The organism is Hyphomicrobiaceae bacterium (genome assembly GCA_041397645.1).
Classification (GTDB): domain Bacteria; phylum Pseudomonadota; class Alphaproteobacteria; order Rhizobiales; family Hyphomicrobiaceae; genus Hyphomicrobium_B.
The window spans coordinates 1,654,047-1,668,490 of record JAWKWE010000004.1 but is presented as its reverse complement, the minus strand read 5'-3'; the positions used below and the strand labels follow the sequence as shown (position 1 = coordinate 1,668,490).

The window sequence follows — 14,444 nt, the reverse complement described above, 5'->3', positions numbered from 1 at the left end:
ACTCAGTTCACTCCGTACACACGCGATTTGGCTCCGTAACGCAGAACTCGGACGGCGTTGCCCCGTTGCTTTTTCAAATCCATTCCCGCTCCGCCGCTGCTGGCCTGCATATCTGCAACCGACCTCAACGTAAGCGTGATCTCACCCATCTTATTTGCCAGCGCGAGCATCTCTGCTTGACGCGGCGTCAGCTCCAACGTCGCCGTTTTGGCGTCGTTGTCGGCCGACTTCTTGCCTTCCTTGGTCTCGATCTGTTGTCCAACGGCGATGACGCGCACGTTGGTAAAGAGCGTATCGCTCACGTAGTCCTGACCACCGTTCTTGCTGCGCATCTCGCGAATCAGAATGACGTCGACATGGTCATTGGGGAGTATGAGGCTGCCAGCGGCAGTCGCCTGGCTGATCTTGGTCGATACGGCGCGCATACCCGACGGCAGAACCGCCGCCAGCACCCCGCCCTGCCCGGCCTTGATCAACTTGCGCGGATTGATGGGCTCGCCGGCAAAGATTGCCGAGCGCGCTATAGATCCCGAAATGTCGCGCATCTTTGTCAGGCCACCGGAATTTTTGGTGACGTAACCGCGACCAGTGCCATCGGCAGGCCAAGCAACCCAACGCATATTGGCTTCGTTGACGATCTGGCCAATCGCAATATCGGAGCTTGCGACGAGAACTTCCGTCGTGTTCACTTGCGTTTCAACGATCGTAGGCGCGGGCGGCGGCGCAATCATCGAGTTCGCAATGAAGAAGGCCCCCACAGCCGCGACTAGAGCCACAGCAAAGCCTAAAAATTGGGCTCTCTTCATTTGCGCTCATGGTCCTTTCAGGCCGATTGTCCAGAGATTTCGATCCTGACAATGCCTCTGAAACGTCAATGTCCGGTTAATTGGCGTCTCAGAAGAAAACAAAGAACGCGATCGGCTCCTTTCTGCGTTAGCAATGCGTAAAGAAAAACGGACGCCTTGCAGGCGTCCGTCTAGGAGTTTCGACATCGTAGAGCGGCGGCTCGATTACATAGAGAGCACGTGAAACCACGTCGTCTGCGGATAAAGCGCAAGGCCGGCAGCGGCGATCGCGATACCGTAGGGGATTCCGCCGCCATTGGTGTGCAGCCGGACGGCCCAACCGGGCAAGCTCATGGCATGTACCGGCACAAAGCGGCGATAGCCCAGAATGACCAACGAAAGAACACCGCCGAAGATGGTAATGTAGGCCACATAGGGCAACGCCAGGTCATAGCCCATCCACATCGCGCCTGCGGCCATCAGCTTGGCGTCGCCACCACCCAAGAGATTGAGGGCAAAGAGTCCGAAACCGACGACAAGGGCTGCAGCTCCCACGCCCACATGAATCATGACTTGATCAATAGGGGCACGCACGACGACAGCCGCAACCACGAAGGCCGCGATCAATGCCAATGAGATCTTATTGGGGATCGTCATCGTGAAAAGATCATTGGCCGCGGCGAATGCCATGGCAATGGGGAAGACCAGCAGCAGGGCGAAACCGATCACCTGATGAGCTCCTTAGAATAGTGTCTGACTAAACGACTGTCTGATTGATTGGCGAACAGTTCCGAGCGGACCGAGCCTCGTCGGACTATGCCGTGCTTCGCTTAACGGTTGATTAAGCGTCGCTTCAGTTCAGGCTGCATACTTACGGTTTGCGCTTGTGCGGGCGCCTTGGGCTAGTTGGCGGCACCCTGCAGCCCGCTTGCCGCGCTGCCCAGTTGATCATTGACCCCATCGCGGGTGCCGTACAACCCGGCGATGATTGCAACGCTGCATATCACTGCGATAAGCGCGTATTCGGTCGACGTCGTGCCGCTTTCATTCCTTACAAAAGACAACCAGCATCTGGACAATTCAGGCATGCATCACCTTTCAATTTTCGCACCGCTAGTCTCCTGGCGGTTGAGGCGACGTTACGCGAGATTAGTTAATCAGCCGTCCAATCAAATCGCGCTAGGCGGAACAGCTGTTTCAGCGCGAAACTCCCAAAAGCGCATCAAATGTGGATGGCCGGAAAACGAGAAACGCCCGGAGCCGTACTCCGGGCGTTTCGCCGAGATCCATGGGGATCCATCAACCTTTGTCGTGCCGGCCTAAGCCGGCCCGGCCATTAGTTGGCAGCAGACTGCAGTTCGCTCGAGACCGTGCCGAAGGTGTTCTGGAGGTCCGTGCGGAGGTTCTGCAGGGCGGCGATGATGCCAACGCCAACCAGAGCAGCGATCAGGCCGTATTCAATGGCCGTGGCGCCCGACTCGTCTTTAACGAAACGCGAAACGATGGTCTTCATGACTACTCTCTCCCAATTATAACTGAGTGATCTTCCGATCGTGTCCATCGGGGGGAAGCACTCGTCCTCACCGCTGAACTGAGGATGACAATAGACCCCACAAGTTAAAACGCCGTAAAAACGCAGCTGCGCCAAATAAATATCTCCTGCGAGCCCTTTAATATATTAGTATCAATTGTTATAAATTTCGATACTACACAAATTTTCTAAGTATATATTCCGTCTATACTTAGATGCCCGCAAACTAAACTCAGTACTTTCAAGAACAGCCTCGTTAATAATTGGTTTTCTGCGATGTAAGCTGGAGGTTTTGGTCTGCTTCTGGTCAACCTTGATCAGGGCAAGAGGCCAAATTCAAGTTGCCCAGCCTCAAATACTCAACATCGTTCAAATATTGCGGTTGATAGCGTCCACTGGCTGGGGCACCACAACGACAAGCATCAGCCCTGCTCTCCTCAATTGACGCACGTGACCGGTCAAAGCAGCCCATCGCGGCACACGCGTTTGCGTTTCCTTCACCATTTCCTGGGCAGATAGGCACACCAGTACTTCATCAAGGAGCCCACACCCATGTGGCTGCGCAATATCCTGCCCGCCGAGATCGCCAAAGTGGCAAAGAGAACACTTTTTATCTCCCTTACTCTCGCGCTGGCGCTCCCCTGTCATACGCGCCCTGCGAGCGCCGGGGATCTGATTGTGCGCTACGATCAATCCCAGCTGCTACGCCTTCCGCGTCCGGCGACGGAAGTGATCATCGGCAACCCCTCGATCGCCGACGTTGCGCTCCAGGGCGGCAATCTTCTGGTGGTGACGGGCAAAACTTTCGGAATCACGAACGTGATCGCGCTCGACGCGGACCGCAACGTCATCCAGGATCAACGGGTCGTCGTGGAACGTGATGAGACACGGGTCGTCAACCTGCACAAAGGCGGGTCGCGCTACACATTTTCCTGCACGCCCAATTGCGAGCCGAACCTCACGATCGGCGACGATGAAAATTTCTTCGCCACCATCAACAAGCACAACTCCGACAAGACGCGCTTCTCTGAATCCGCTGCCGATGCGTCGGGTAGCGGTGGAAACAGTCAATAACCGCTCTGCATGCCGGAGCAGTGCTGGCTCTCCTTCCGGCAACAGCCGGGCTGCAAGCGTACATATATATAATGCAGAGAATAGGCGCGGCATCGATGGGGGCACATCGATGCCGCGCTTCTTTGTGTGGCCAAAAATGACCACCAGCGCAGAGCACCTTAATATAGAAGGCGAGACGCGCTTGCGCCCAAAGCGGCAACCAGGGGCGCGCCTGCACATTCCGTAAAATTGGAGCGTGTGTCGAAACACAACTGCGATCGTTGCTAGTAGTGTGTTACGCGCAAAGCAGACGATCCGGTTCATGAATTTACGATTTGGAAACCACGCCGTTCGGTCAGCAAAGATCTATATGTTTCTTTAATTCCCCGCACACTATCCTCCGAGCTTGCGAACCGGCGATGCCCGAGGATTAAAGTATGCGTATGTCGAGTGAACCGAACCCGCACCAGGCTTTGCCGTGCGCGAAGCGATCTTTCGTGCGATTTCTAACGCGACACAACGATGGCACAACCGCCATCGAATTTGCGATCGTCGCAGTCCCCTTCTTCATGTTCATTTTCGGCTTGATGGGCGTCGCGAGCTACTTCTTCATCATGACCTCGATCGATAAAGGAATGGAGCAAAACGCTCGCCTTATCCGTACCGGTCAAGCCCAAACAGCCGACATGACGGTCAACGAGTTCAAACAGGCCGTGTGCAACAAAGCCGGATCCTGGGTCAAATGCAACAAGCTGCAGGTCTTCGTGCAGAAGTTTGCCGATTGGGATCAGGTTCAGCCCCAACCGTGCATCTCAAACAACGACGCTGTGGTGAATACCGCCAACGGCGACGACAAGCTTGCGCAGTACGCTGGCGAAGCAAACGACATCGTCCTCGTCACTGCCTGCTATAAGTGGGAGTTCGCCTCCAAGGTCCCCTTCTTCCACATGGGGCAAATGAGCGACGGATCTCTCATGATGCAAAACACCACCGCTTTCCGCACAGAGCCGTATTCGGCGAACTAAGGTCTGCCACCCAAAGCAAGGCACAGCTTCAAAGTTACAGGATCAATGCCGATGTTCACGAAACTCAGCCCCCTCTTGAAACGCTCGATCGCCCGCTTCGCGCGCAATCGCAAAGGTGTGGCCGCGGTGGAATTTGCTTATATCGCCCCCCTGCTCATCCTCGCCCTCTTCGGTACGGTCGAAGTCTCGCGCGCAGTCATGATGCATAAGAAATTCCAACGCGTCAGCGCCATGATCGGCGACCTGGTATCTCGCGAACAGACAGTCGGTACGGCACCGGGCGGCGCGCTCCAGGCCATCAACGGAATGATGCTATCGGCCGAACAGGTGATGTACCCGTTCTCCACCGACAGCCTCGTCATCAAGGTCCACTCCTTGCGCGCCAAAAGCGATGACGCGTCACGCACGCGCTCTGAATGGAACTACGATTCCAAGCTGAACACTGCGCAGTCGACATGCACTGACAAGGCTATGCCGGCAACCGGCATGATCAACGCCGGCAATACCGCCATCGTGGTGGAGTCTTCCTTCGGATACGCGCCGCTACTTAAAGACCTCATTCCAGGCTTCAAGACAACGATGACTTGGAACGACACCATTACTTACAGTCCACGTAAGGCAAGCTGTGTCGGGTTCGACGGAAGCAACTGCGGCGAGCTTTGTGCGGGTTGGTGATACCAAGAAACCTACTGGCGCGAATGCAGCGGCACATTTCTGTGCCCGCACACCATTCTTCCGACAAGTGCACGTCCAAACGCATTTCTGTTAGCATGAGATTTCAAGGTTCTCGGAGTTATACTCGACAAATATTCTAGTGTTGACCGGTTGGCTGCAGAATAATTTTTCTTATATTCGCAAGCACCGCTTTATCACTGTACGTGATTTCCCCTCATCTGCTATCTGCCGCATAAGTGTCGCAAACGGAGTAATCCGAAGCGCACGTCGTGGATCGCGGATCTGGGGTTCTCGTGGCACAATGGGAAGGCGCTCGTCACACTCGCCGGAAGAACTGCGTAAGCTGATCTTGCAGTCCGCTAGAGAGATCGTGCAGAAATCAGGGACTAATGCCCTTTCAGCGCGAGCCATCGCCAAGAACATCGGGTATTCGCCGGGCACGCTCTATAACGTTTTTAAGAACCTCGACGAACTCCAGATGACCATACAGAGCTCTTTGCTGGAAGAGGCTCTGTCCGAACTGAGATCTTTGCCTGAGGGAATGCCCACCGATGGTCGTCTTCGCGCCTTGTGCGATGGCTACATAGACTTCGCGCTGCGCAACAAGCAGCTTTGGAATTTGCTTCTGCTGCCGGAGAACGGAAATTCCGGGGCGAAAACCATCGACGAAAATTTCAACGGCATCATTGCTCTTTTGGAAGGCACGATTAGGTCCGCGATGCCCCACGCACGCGAGCCCGAAATCCAGGTATTTGCGCAAGCCCTATGGGCCAGCATCCACGGCATCTCAGAAATAGCGGTCACTGGGAGGTTCAGCTCAATACCTCCGGAAACCGCTAAGCGCTGCGTCTCGACCCTGGTCGATTGCTTCCTATACAAATTGGCGCGATGAACCAAGTCGAATATGTGCTATTGCGCACTCTCGTCTTGAGAAGGCTCTGCTGGGACAGGCTCTGACTGAGATGGGACCGCCTGAACAGGCTCTTTGCCCGGCGAAGTAGGTGTGATCGATCCAGTCGTTATCCCGTCTTCGTTTGTCTTGCCGAGATGAGCCAGCTGCTTGGCGTCAATAACGCCGAACCACTTGCCCTGAGGCAAGAGCCGTCCCTGCAGCTCGCTCCACAGGCTCTTTGAGCCAATCCCATTCACAAATGCGCCGGTCGGAGGAGCAACCATGATCGCAAGCCCCAATGCTGCGGCCATGGCTGCGGAGGCCATGTAGTGGCGCTTATCGAAAAGTTTCAAGGCGGTGCCGAACGAAGCCTTGATGCGCGTGTCCATTACATCGACCGAGTAGATTTCATCGAGCGCAAGATGGGTCAAATAACCAATGAACATGAAGCCACCGGCAAGCCAGGCGACGCCTTCATGACGCCCCAGCACCCGATAGAAAACGACTGCCGTCGCCACGGCGCAGAATACACCAGCAAGCAACGAGTGCCAGATCCCGCGATGAACGGAGAGACGATGAAAGACGGTGTGGAGCCCGTAGCGTATGACAACGAGGGTGCCGAGCCATGCGATCCACATCTCGGCAACGGAAAATTTCATTGCCGTGTTGAACAACACTGCAAAGGAGAAGAACACGGCAAGACCAGCGAACATCAAGCGGCTTGGACGCGAGTCCTTAAGGTCAATGTCCGGGAGGATCGATCCGAGCACCCCGGCCATGGTGACGGCAACCAGGTTCTCAGGGGCAACAACATCAGCCGCCAGCGTCAAAGTCGCCAAGGCTCCCGAAACCACCGTTCCGGCGCCGATGTGGGTTGAAAAGTTTGCCATGAGCGCCTCCTTTGATGCGAGCGCGCCGTCGCACGCGCGCTTCGAAAGCGCCGCGACGCCAATCCTTCCTGACCATCAGATTCGCTCCCCAAGCGCGAGGTCCAGGCGCTCCACAGACTGTGGATAAGGCCGGGCCGGAAAATCTCCCGATGGTCTGCTGTGTCGCGCCGCAGCGAAGCGGATTACCACTTATTTGTCTGGAGCATGCGCGCTCGATGTGGCACATCGCCGATTGAGTGGAGCTCAAGAAGCGCAATGACCTCTGAACCGCAACCGCGTATCCCCCGCACGATACTTGTCGCCGCTGCCAGTATCGTGGTCGCCGCCGCCGTCATGGCGATCAAATACGTTGCCTATTTGGTGACGGGATCGGTCGCCCTCTATTCGGATGCGCTTGAAAGCATCGTCAATGTCATGACCGCCGTCGCGGCATTGATCGCACTGCAAGTCGGCTCACGGCCGCCAGACAAGAACCACCCCTTCGGACATCACAAAGCGGAGTTTTTCGCTGCGATCTTCGAAGGCGCGATGATTATCGTGGCGGCGGTTGTCATCCTAATCAAGGCGATCAATGCCATGCGCACCGGCGTGACACTTGAGCAACCCGGACTAGGCTTGGCGATCAACGCGGTGGCCTCTGGGCTTAACGCAGGGTGGGCTTGGCTACTCATCAGCCGCGGCCGTGCTTGGCGGTCGCCTGCTCTCACCGCCGACGGCTGGCACCTCTTCACCGACGTCATTACGTCGGCCGGCGTCCTCATCGGCTTGATTTTGGCAACGCTCACCGGCTGGCTGTTCCTCGACCCGCTGCTGGCGGCGGTCGTTGCGGTCAACATCCTTTGGACCGGATATCGCATCGCGCTGGAGTCCATGTCTCATCTCATGGACCAAGCCGCGAGCCCCGAGATCGAAAGTCAAATTCGTACAGCTATTGCCGCCAACGGGGATGGCGCCTTACAGGCTCACGACATCCGCACGAGGCAGGCGGGGTCCGCCTTGTTCGTCGAATTCCACCTCGTCGTGCCGGGCTCGATGTCGGTTTATGATGCCCATGTCATCTGCGACCGCATCGAGGATGCGTTGGAGCAGGAAATTGCGGGATCGCAGATCGTCATCCACGTCGAGCCCGACAACAAGGCGAAGACCGAGTCGAGCGGCATAGTCCCGCTCTAAACGATCGCCACGCACGCAGGGAGCCTGCATGAAAACGAAAAACGTCTCAGCTGGCCTGATGACGGCAGACGGGCTCAAGACCGTACGCAATTGGGGCTATCTGCTTCAAGGTCGCTCACATTCGGGGGCGACCGGGGGGCTGAAGGTTTCGGATCTGGCCAAGGCCCCGCACGACCTGATCGTCATGGACTATTCCAAGGATGGCTCCGCAGCCAAAGCCTTCTCTTCCGCTGACATCCAAAAGCTGAAGCAGCGGCACGGGACGAACGCGGTTGTCGTCTCATATATCTCCATCGGGGAAGCGTCCGATTATCGCGATCATTGGCAAGATGGATGGACGAACTATACCGACTGCGATCAAAGAGCGGCCGGAGAAGTGACCGACGTCGCACCAAGCTGGCTCGGAGCCTGGAACGAGGATTGGCCGAGCTCCCGCAAGGTCCGTTACTGGGAAAAGGGCTGGCAAGACGTAATCTTCAACGCGGAGCGTACGGGCTGGCTCGACCGCATCGTCGAAACCGGCTTTGATGGCGCCTACCTCGACATCATCGACGGCTATTATCACTGGGGCACGGCGGTTCCACCGGAGGAGCGGCGCAAGGGCGATCCGGAAAATGAACGCGAGGCCGCGGCCCGGATGATTGATTTCGTCGCGGCGCTTGCCGCACACGCGCGCGAGACCAATCCAGAATTCCTCATCATTCCACAGAACGGCGCCTACATCATCGACGCTCTTGAGGACGAGGATCATCCGCGCCGCGACGCCTATCTCGAGACCATCAACGCCATCGCGTGCGAAGATCTGTTCTTCCGTGGCGATAAGCCGGAAAACAATCCCTTCGCACCCGACGAGGAGGCAATCGACGCGCTCGTGCGCGACTTCCTCGATAGCAACGTGCCGGTTTTATGCGTCGACTACCTGAGTGATAGCGGCAAAATCTCGAAACTCTACGAAGTGGCGATCTCCCACGGCTTTCTGCCTTACGCCGCACCCTCACGCGAGCTCGACGTTCTTGGGCCTGCTTTCGGCGATGGTGGCGCTGCAATCGCCTAAAGAGAGGAAAACGGGCCGCGCTCACATCTGAGCGCAGCCCCTCTCTCGATTTCGTCAATGCAGGCAGCGGATCGCGAAGCGTTACCTCGCGCTCATCGCCCCCAGCAGCTCGGGCGTCGGATAGCTGTCGGCCGGAAGGTTGTACTTGATCTGCATGGCCTTGACCGCCTTGCGTGTGCCTGCGCCGATCTTGCCGTCCGCCTCTCCGACGTCGAAGCCGCGCTTCGTCAATAGACGCTGGAGCTCTTTGGTCTGTTCATAGCTGAGAGACTCGATCGGTTGGCCATTTCCGCTGCTCAGCATCGGCGCGCCAGCCATCCGCATCGCCAGATGCGCCACCGTCATCGCATACGTCAACGACTGGTTCCATTGCAGATAGACGCGGAAGTTTTGATAAGCGAGGAACGCCGGACCGTTTCTACCCATCGGTAGTAAAAGCGAAGCTGGCAGATTATCGTCAGGCAGTGCACCAGATACACCCTTGATGCCCCACTTCGCCCACTGGGAGCGCGGATGCAGGATCTCAAGATCCGCCTGATCCCATGGCAGATCTTTTGTTACACGAACTTCCTCCAGCCACGGCTCTCCACGGCGCCAGCCCATCTGACCGATGAAGTGTGCGGTTGAGCCGATAATATCTGGAATGTCCCTGATGAGATCGCGGCGGCCGTCGTTGTCGAAATCAACCGCGTAATTGAGATAGTGCTGCGGCAGGAATTGCGTTTGCCCAAGTTCCCCCGCCCACGAACCGATCATCTCGTCAGAGCGTAGGTAGCCGCGTTCAATGATCTTCATCGCGGCTTTCAGCTCCCCGCGGAAGAGCTCGCCTCGCCTGCAGTCCCAGGCCAGCGTGAGCAACGAACGCATGACGGGCAAGTTGCCCATGCCAGCGCCGAAGTCGCTTTCCAGAGCCCAAAAGCCGGTGATAACAGGCCCGGGAACTCCGTACTCTTCCTCGGCGCGATCAAACAAAGATTTGTATTTGCTGAGATAGGAGCGACCCATCTTCTCGCGGCTCTTGGTTGCCAGCTTGCCGTAAAATTGAATGAAGGTCTGCGAGAAGAAGCCCTGGCGTCGGTCGCGCGAGACAATGCCCATATCCGGCGTCATGCCGCCGATCGTCGCTTCGATGGTCTGCGGCCTGATACCCTCCGCGATTGCCTCCTTCTTGAAGGCCACGATCCAGGTGTTGAAGGGGACCGTATTCTTGCAACTGCGCGAATTGGGTTCCGGCGGTGGCGCGACTTCAGCAATAGCTGCGCTTGATACACCAAGCAGAATGCATACCGCCGCGGCTAACCGCGAAGTCAATCGATGACGCATGAAATTCATTTCCCTCGTACCAAAACGCCGGCAGTTTGCCTTTTGGCATCAAGGCGTCAAGGGAAAGTGGCGCCAGTGAGGCCGCCGGTAAAACGCGCACCGACTGACACATGCGGCAAAAACTTGCGGTCCCCGCTCAGTTCTCAAGGCTCTGTAAGGACTAGGCACTCCCGATCAGAATGCCGACGGCGAAGACGATGAGACCGCCCAACACCACCTCGAACGCGGCGCGCAGGAATTTGGTATCCATGTAGCGCGCACGGATCCATGCGATAAGCCACAGCTCGATCAGCACAATCACGGCAGCGATGGCGGTCGCCGTCCAGAACTTTGGGATGAGATAAGGTAGCGTATGCCCCAGACCGCCCACCGCTGTCATGGCTCCAGTTATGGCGCCGCGTATCCACGGGTGCCCACGTCCCGAAATCAACCCGTCATCGGCCATCGCCTCCGCGATGCCCATCGATATGCCCGCACCCACGGAAGCCGCGAGACCGACGAGAAAAGTCTGCCACGTGTTCTGGGTCGCGAAGGCCGCCGCGAAGATTGGCGCCAGGGTGGATACCGAGCCGTCGATCAGTCCGGTCAATCCAGGTTGCACGTACTGGAGCACGAAAGCGCGCCGTTCAGCGTGGGCTTCCGATTGGATGACGTCTTCGGTCAATTGCTGTTCTTTTAGATGTTGCGCGACGCCCAGGTGGCGTTCCTCCACCGCCACCAGATCGCCTAGCAATTTGCGGATCGCCGCATCTTGAGTGCGTGCCAGCGCCGAGCGGTAGAAGTTGCGCGTCTCGCGCTCGATCGCTTCGGCCTGAGCGCGAACCTTGTCGAGCCCGAGCGGGCGCACCAGCCAAATGGGATCGTGGCGCACGAAGCCTGCGACGTCCTCGCGGCGGACCAAGGGGATGCGCTCGCCGAATTTTTGCTGAAACAATGTGATCAGCCAGCGCCGATGCTCGTTTTCTTCTTCGGCCATTTCCGAAAAGATCCGCGCCGACGCGGGATAGCTATCGGCAAGCCCGGCCGCATACTCCGAATAGATCCGCCCGTGCTCCTCCTCCAACGAAATGGCGAGAGCCACAACTTCCGGTTCGCTGAGTTCTGAAAAGCGGGGCATGAGAGGATCCAGGCGTTAACAGCCAACTTAGAAACATTCTAAATACGATTTCGAGGGTTAAAGATCAACGGCCGCAGCCGGTTTCGACACATCGTCGCAGGAACGCCACTGATGACGTCGATCAGCAAATCCAAATGGCGGGTTAAGGCGGTCTTCACCCCATCGGGCCTAGCGTTGTGCATCCGAGCCAACACTCTTTTTTGGACAACCGCCATGCTCGAATGGATCAACGACGCCTGCAGCCGGCTCATGGTCGGCGCTGTGATGCCTGTCTACGATTTCCTCGCCGACCCCACGTCGCGCTACTTCTGGCTCTACTGTGTCAGCGGCTTGGTCATCGCCGCGTTCTTTTATGCCCGGCACCGGGAATATGGCGGCTTCGGTGATACGCTCTTTAACCGGGAGACCTGGGCTTCCAAGAGCGCCATCAACGACTACATCATTCTCGTCATCACGCCGGCGATGCGATTGACCATCCTGTCCTGGGCGACCATCAACTGGACCCAGGTTAAGGACTTCGTAGTTTCCTTTTTAACTGCGCTTGGCGTTTCGGGAACCGTCAACGATGGCACTGCGGTCGCCCTCGGCCTCGTGCTGACCGTGATGCTCTTCGTCGTGGACGACTTCCTGCGCTGGTACGTCCATTTCCTTTTCCACCGGATTCCCGAGTTGTGGGAGTTCCACAAGGTGCATCACTCGGCGGAGGTGTTGAACTTCGCCACAGCTGAGCGCCATCACCCCGTCGAAGTCCTGGTAACGGCCGCCGTGCTGACCACGGCCTACGGAGTCGTGAACGGAATTTTCATTGCCCTGTTCGGAGAGCACGTGACGGTATCGACGGTTGCGGGCGCCAACATCTTCCTGTTCGTGTTCAACCTCGCCGGCGGTGCGTTGCGCCACTCACCCTTCTGGATCAGCTTTGGACCGAGCATCGAGCACTGGATCATTTCTCCAGCCATGCATCAGATCCACCACTCCGACAAGGTAGAGCACTACGATCGCAACATGGGAGGTTCGCTCGCTGTCTGGGATCGCATGTTCGGCACGCTCCACATCCCGAAGGGACGTGAGATTGAGGGCTTCGGCCTTGGCGAGGAGACGCCTGACTTCCGTTCGATGGAAGTGATCCTTCTGCGGCCGTTCCAGGCTAGCGCGGCCTTACTGAAAAAGCGCTTCCAACGTGCGCCCAAGACCGAAGCAAACTCGGCACCTGCGCGAGTTGCTGCAGAATTCTGAAGGCGCGATGAGATTTGAAAGCTGAAGGGCCTCGGGGTTTCCCGGGGCCCTTTTCTTATCTCCACCTCTTACGCTGGCGACGAGGTCGCCTTTGAAGCAGGTTTGTCGCTCTTGAGCCCGGTGCCGTGACGCTCGTGGTATTTCTTCGCGAGGTCGTCCCACTCGATGGTCAACGAGCCGCCGGTTGCCCGATGCTGCTTGTCCCAGCTCGACATCAGATCGAGGCAAGCGTGATCGATATACTCAAGGTCCTTGATGTGGACCCGCACCTGGGAACCGGCCGGCATCGTCTCAAGCTCGCGCGCCAGCCTGGGCAAGCGGATCAAGGTTGCCGTACCATCGAGATAAACGTCAATGCGGTTGCTCTCTGGATCGTATTCCTTGCGGATATTCAATCGCGACAGCGCATAGAAGGTCCGCGCCAGTGACAGCGCAAGTCCGGTCAACACACCCTTCAAGAGATCCGTCGACACGATCATGACGACCGTCGCCACATAGATGAAGACCTTGGCATAGCCATACTTCAGCAGCGTCGGAATGGCCTTGGGATAGGCCAGCTTATAGCCGGTATAGACAAGGATCGCGGCCAATGCCGACAGCGGAACGTATGTCAGTGTCCACGGCATCACGCTGGAGAATAGCAGCAGCCATAAACCGTGAAAAATCGTGGATAACCGCGTTTTTCCACCCGCCTCCACGTTGGCGCCAGAACGCACAATGACGCCGGTCATAGGCAGCACGCCTAGCGTGCCACAGATTGCGTTGCCGATGCCCTGTGCCGACAGCTCGCGATCGTATTTCGTGCGCACGCCCGAATGCATCTGGTCGACTGCGGTTGCACAAAGCAGCGTCTCCGCCGATGCAATGAACGCGATTGCCGCTGCGCTGATCAGCATCTGAGCATCGGTGAAAACCCGCGTGATGCGCTCTGGCGTCGGAAATACGACCGTGGACCAGAAGTTCTCCGGCACGCTCACGAACTTGACGTTGTCGAGTTTGAACACCGCCGCAGCCAGAACGCCCACCAGCACGCCAACCAGCGGAGGAGGAATCAACCGCAAGGATTTTGGAGCGAAGGCCGCCCAACAGGCAATCGAGGCGATGGTGAGCACACCAATTTCGCCAGCGTTCAACCGACTGTCGCCCGCGCTTATCGCATCCCGAATTGCACCTGGAATGCCAAGCAGGTTTTGAATTCCGGTGCCGATGGGTTGTCCATCCAGCATGACGTGAAACTGTGCCGCGAAGATCAGGACGCCAATTCCCGCCAGCATGCCGTGAATTACCGCCGGAGAAACCGCACGGAACCACTGCCCAAGCTTGAGTTGTCCAGCGATGAACTGCAGAACTCCAGCAAACAAGACGATGGTGCCGAGCATCTCGGGACCGAAGTCTTTTACGAATTGGTAGACCAGAACGGCCAGTCCCGCCGCCGGGCCGCTAACCTGCAGAGGCGAGCCGGAGATTAAGCCCACCACCAGCCCGCCAATAATGCCGGTAATAATGCCAGAGGTTGGCGGCATACCGGAGGCGAGGGCAATACCCATGCACAACGGCAAGGCGACCAGGAACACGACAATGGATGCCAGCAGATCACTGCCAATTGTACTGGCAGCCTTGCCCTGGTTAGGGGCCGCAATGTCACTCATGTCCGCTCAAACCCTGGCGTGTTTCAGCCGAGGGTGCTCCT

At 57.4% G+C, this 14,444-nt stretch carries 15 protein-coding genes; 7 read left to right on the top strand and 8 right to left on the bottom strand.

Translation table 11 applies throughout. The features are described 5' to 3' along the window. Window positions 1-2: 2 nt before the first annotated feature. The 4 genes from cpaB to R3D51_07635 all read right to left on the bottom strand — a co-directional run bounded on the left by cpaB (window position 3) and on the right by R3D51_07635 (window position 2,298). On the bottom strand, window positions 3-806 hold the full coding sequence (gene cpaB, locus R3D51_07650) for a Flp pilus assembly protein CpaB (protein MEZ5899354.1): 804 nt from the start codon (window positions 804-806) through the stop codon (window positions 3-5). A gap of 204 nt (window positions 807-1,010) precedes the next feature. Continuing rightward, window positions 1,011-1,514, bottom strand: a complete 504-nt coding sequence (locus tag R3D51_07645) for a prepilin peptidase (GenBank protein MEZ5899353.1) — start codon at window positions 1,512-1,514, stop codon at window positions 1,011-1,013. Between the two features lie 173 nt (window positions 1,515-1,687). Then, window positions 1,688-1,873 (bottom strand): Flp family type IVb pilin, encoded by a 186-nt coding sequence (locus R3D51_07640; GenBank protein ID MEZ5899352.1) that lies wholly within the window; start codon window positions 1,871-1,873, stop codon window positions 1,688-1,690. Window positions 1,874-2,121: 248 nt separating this feature from the next. Next, complete coding sequence (locus R3D51_07635; protein ID MEZ5899351.1) at window positions 2,122-2,298, bottom strand: Flp family type IVb pilin; 177 nt, start codon at window positions 2,296-2,298, stop codon at window positions 2,122-2,124. Window positions 2,299-2,868: 570 nt separating this feature from the next. On the opposite strand from R3D51_07635, the gene R3D51_07630 reads away from it, so the two are divergent. The 4 genes from R3D51_07630 to R3D51_07615 all read left to right on the top strand — a co-directional run bounded on the left by R3D51_07630 (window position 2,869) and on the right by R3D51_07615 (window position 5,961). After that, complete coding sequence (locus R3D51_07630; protein MEZ5899350.1) at window positions 2,869-3,390, top strand: pilus assembly protein N-terminal domain-containing protein; 522 nt, start codon at window positions 2,869-2,871, stop codon at window positions 3,388-3,390. A 416-nt stretch (window positions 3,391-3,806) separates the two neighbouring features. Further along, window positions 3,807-4,394 (top strand): TadE/TadG family type IV pilus assembly protein, encoded by a 588-nt coding sequence (locus tag R3D51_07625; GenBank protein MEZ5899349.1) that lies wholly within the window; start codon window positions 3,807-3,809, stop codon window positions 4,392-4,394. Between the two features lie 51 nt (window positions 4,395-4,445). Next, a complete protein-coding gene (locus tag R3D51_07620) occupies window positions 4,446-5,069 on the top strand; it encodes a TadE/TadG family type IV pilus assembly protein (GenBank protein MEZ5899348.1) in 624 nt (207 codons plus the stop codon). 142 nt (window positions 5,070-5,211) lie between these two features. Beyond that, window positions 5,212-5,961: a TetR/AcrR family transcriptional regulator gene (locus R3D51_07615; protein MEZ5899347.1), complete on the top strand. Its 750-nt coding sequence runs from the start codon at window positions 5,212-5,214 to the stop codon at window positions 5,959-5,961. A 17-nt stretch (window positions 5,962-5,978) separates the two neighbouring features. Here R3D51_07615 and R3D51_07610 read toward each other — a convergent pair whose 3' ends face one another. After that, on the bottom strand, window positions 5,979-6,851 hold the full coding sequence (locus R3D51_07610; protein ID MEZ5899346.1) for a metal-dependent hydrolase: 873 nt from the start codon (window positions 6,849-6,851) through the stop codon (window positions 5,979-5,981). Between the two features lie 255 nt (window positions 6,852-7,106). Between R3D51_07610 and R3D51_07605 the strand changes: the two genes are divergently transcribed. Together R3D51_07605 and R3D51_07600 are read left to right on the top strand one after the other, a co-directional pair. After that, a complete protein-coding gene (locus R3D51_07605; protein ID MEZ5899345.1) occupies window positions 7,107-8,024 on the top strand; it encodes a cation diffusion facilitator family transporter in 918 nt (305 codons plus the stop codon). A gap of 28 nt (window positions 8,025-8,052) precedes the next feature. Further along, entirely contained in the window at window positions 8,053-9,078 is a 1,026-nt protein-coding gene (locus R3D51_07600; protein ID MEZ5899344.1) for an endo alpha-1,4 polygalactosaminidase, read from the top strand. An 81-nt stretch (window positions 9,079-9,159) separates the two neighbouring features. Here the strand turns inward: R3D51_07600 and R3D51_07595 are convergent, their stop codons facing one another. Together R3D51_07595 and R3D51_07590 are read right to left on the bottom strand one after the other, a co-directional pair. After that, on the bottom strand, window positions 9,160-10,401 hold the full coding sequence (locus R3D51_07595; GenBank protein MEZ5899343.1) for a lytic murein transglycosylase: 1,242 nt from the start codon (window positions 10,399-10,401) through the stop codon (window positions 9,160-9,162). A gap of 160 nt (window positions 10,402-10,561) precedes the next feature. Then, window positions 10,562-11,518 carry a ferritin family protein gene (locus tag R3D51_07590; GenBank protein ID MEZ5899342.1) on the bottom strand — a complete coding sequence of 319 codons (957 nt, stop codon included), beginning with the start codon at window positions 11,516-11,518 and terminating at the stop codon, window positions 10,562-10,564. Window positions 11,519-11,629: 111 nt separating this feature from the next. Between R3D51_07590 and R3D51_07585 the strand changes: the two genes are divergently transcribed. Beyond that, complete coding sequence (locus R3D51_07585; protein MEZ5899341.1) at window positions 11,630-12,754, top strand: sterol desaturase family protein; 1,125 nt, start codon at window positions 11,630-11,632, stop codon at window positions 12,752-12,754. Window positions 12,755-12,822: 68 nt separating this feature from the next. Here R3D51_07585 and R3D51_07580 read toward each other — a convergent pair whose 3' ends face one another. Then, window positions 12,823-14,403, bottom strand: coding sequence for a SulP family inorganic anion transporter (locus tag R3D51_07580; protein ID MEZ5899340.1), 1,581 nt, complete (start codon window positions 14,401-14,403; stop codon window positions 12,823-12,825). Between the last annotated feature and the right edge of the window lie 41 nt (window positions 14,404-14,444).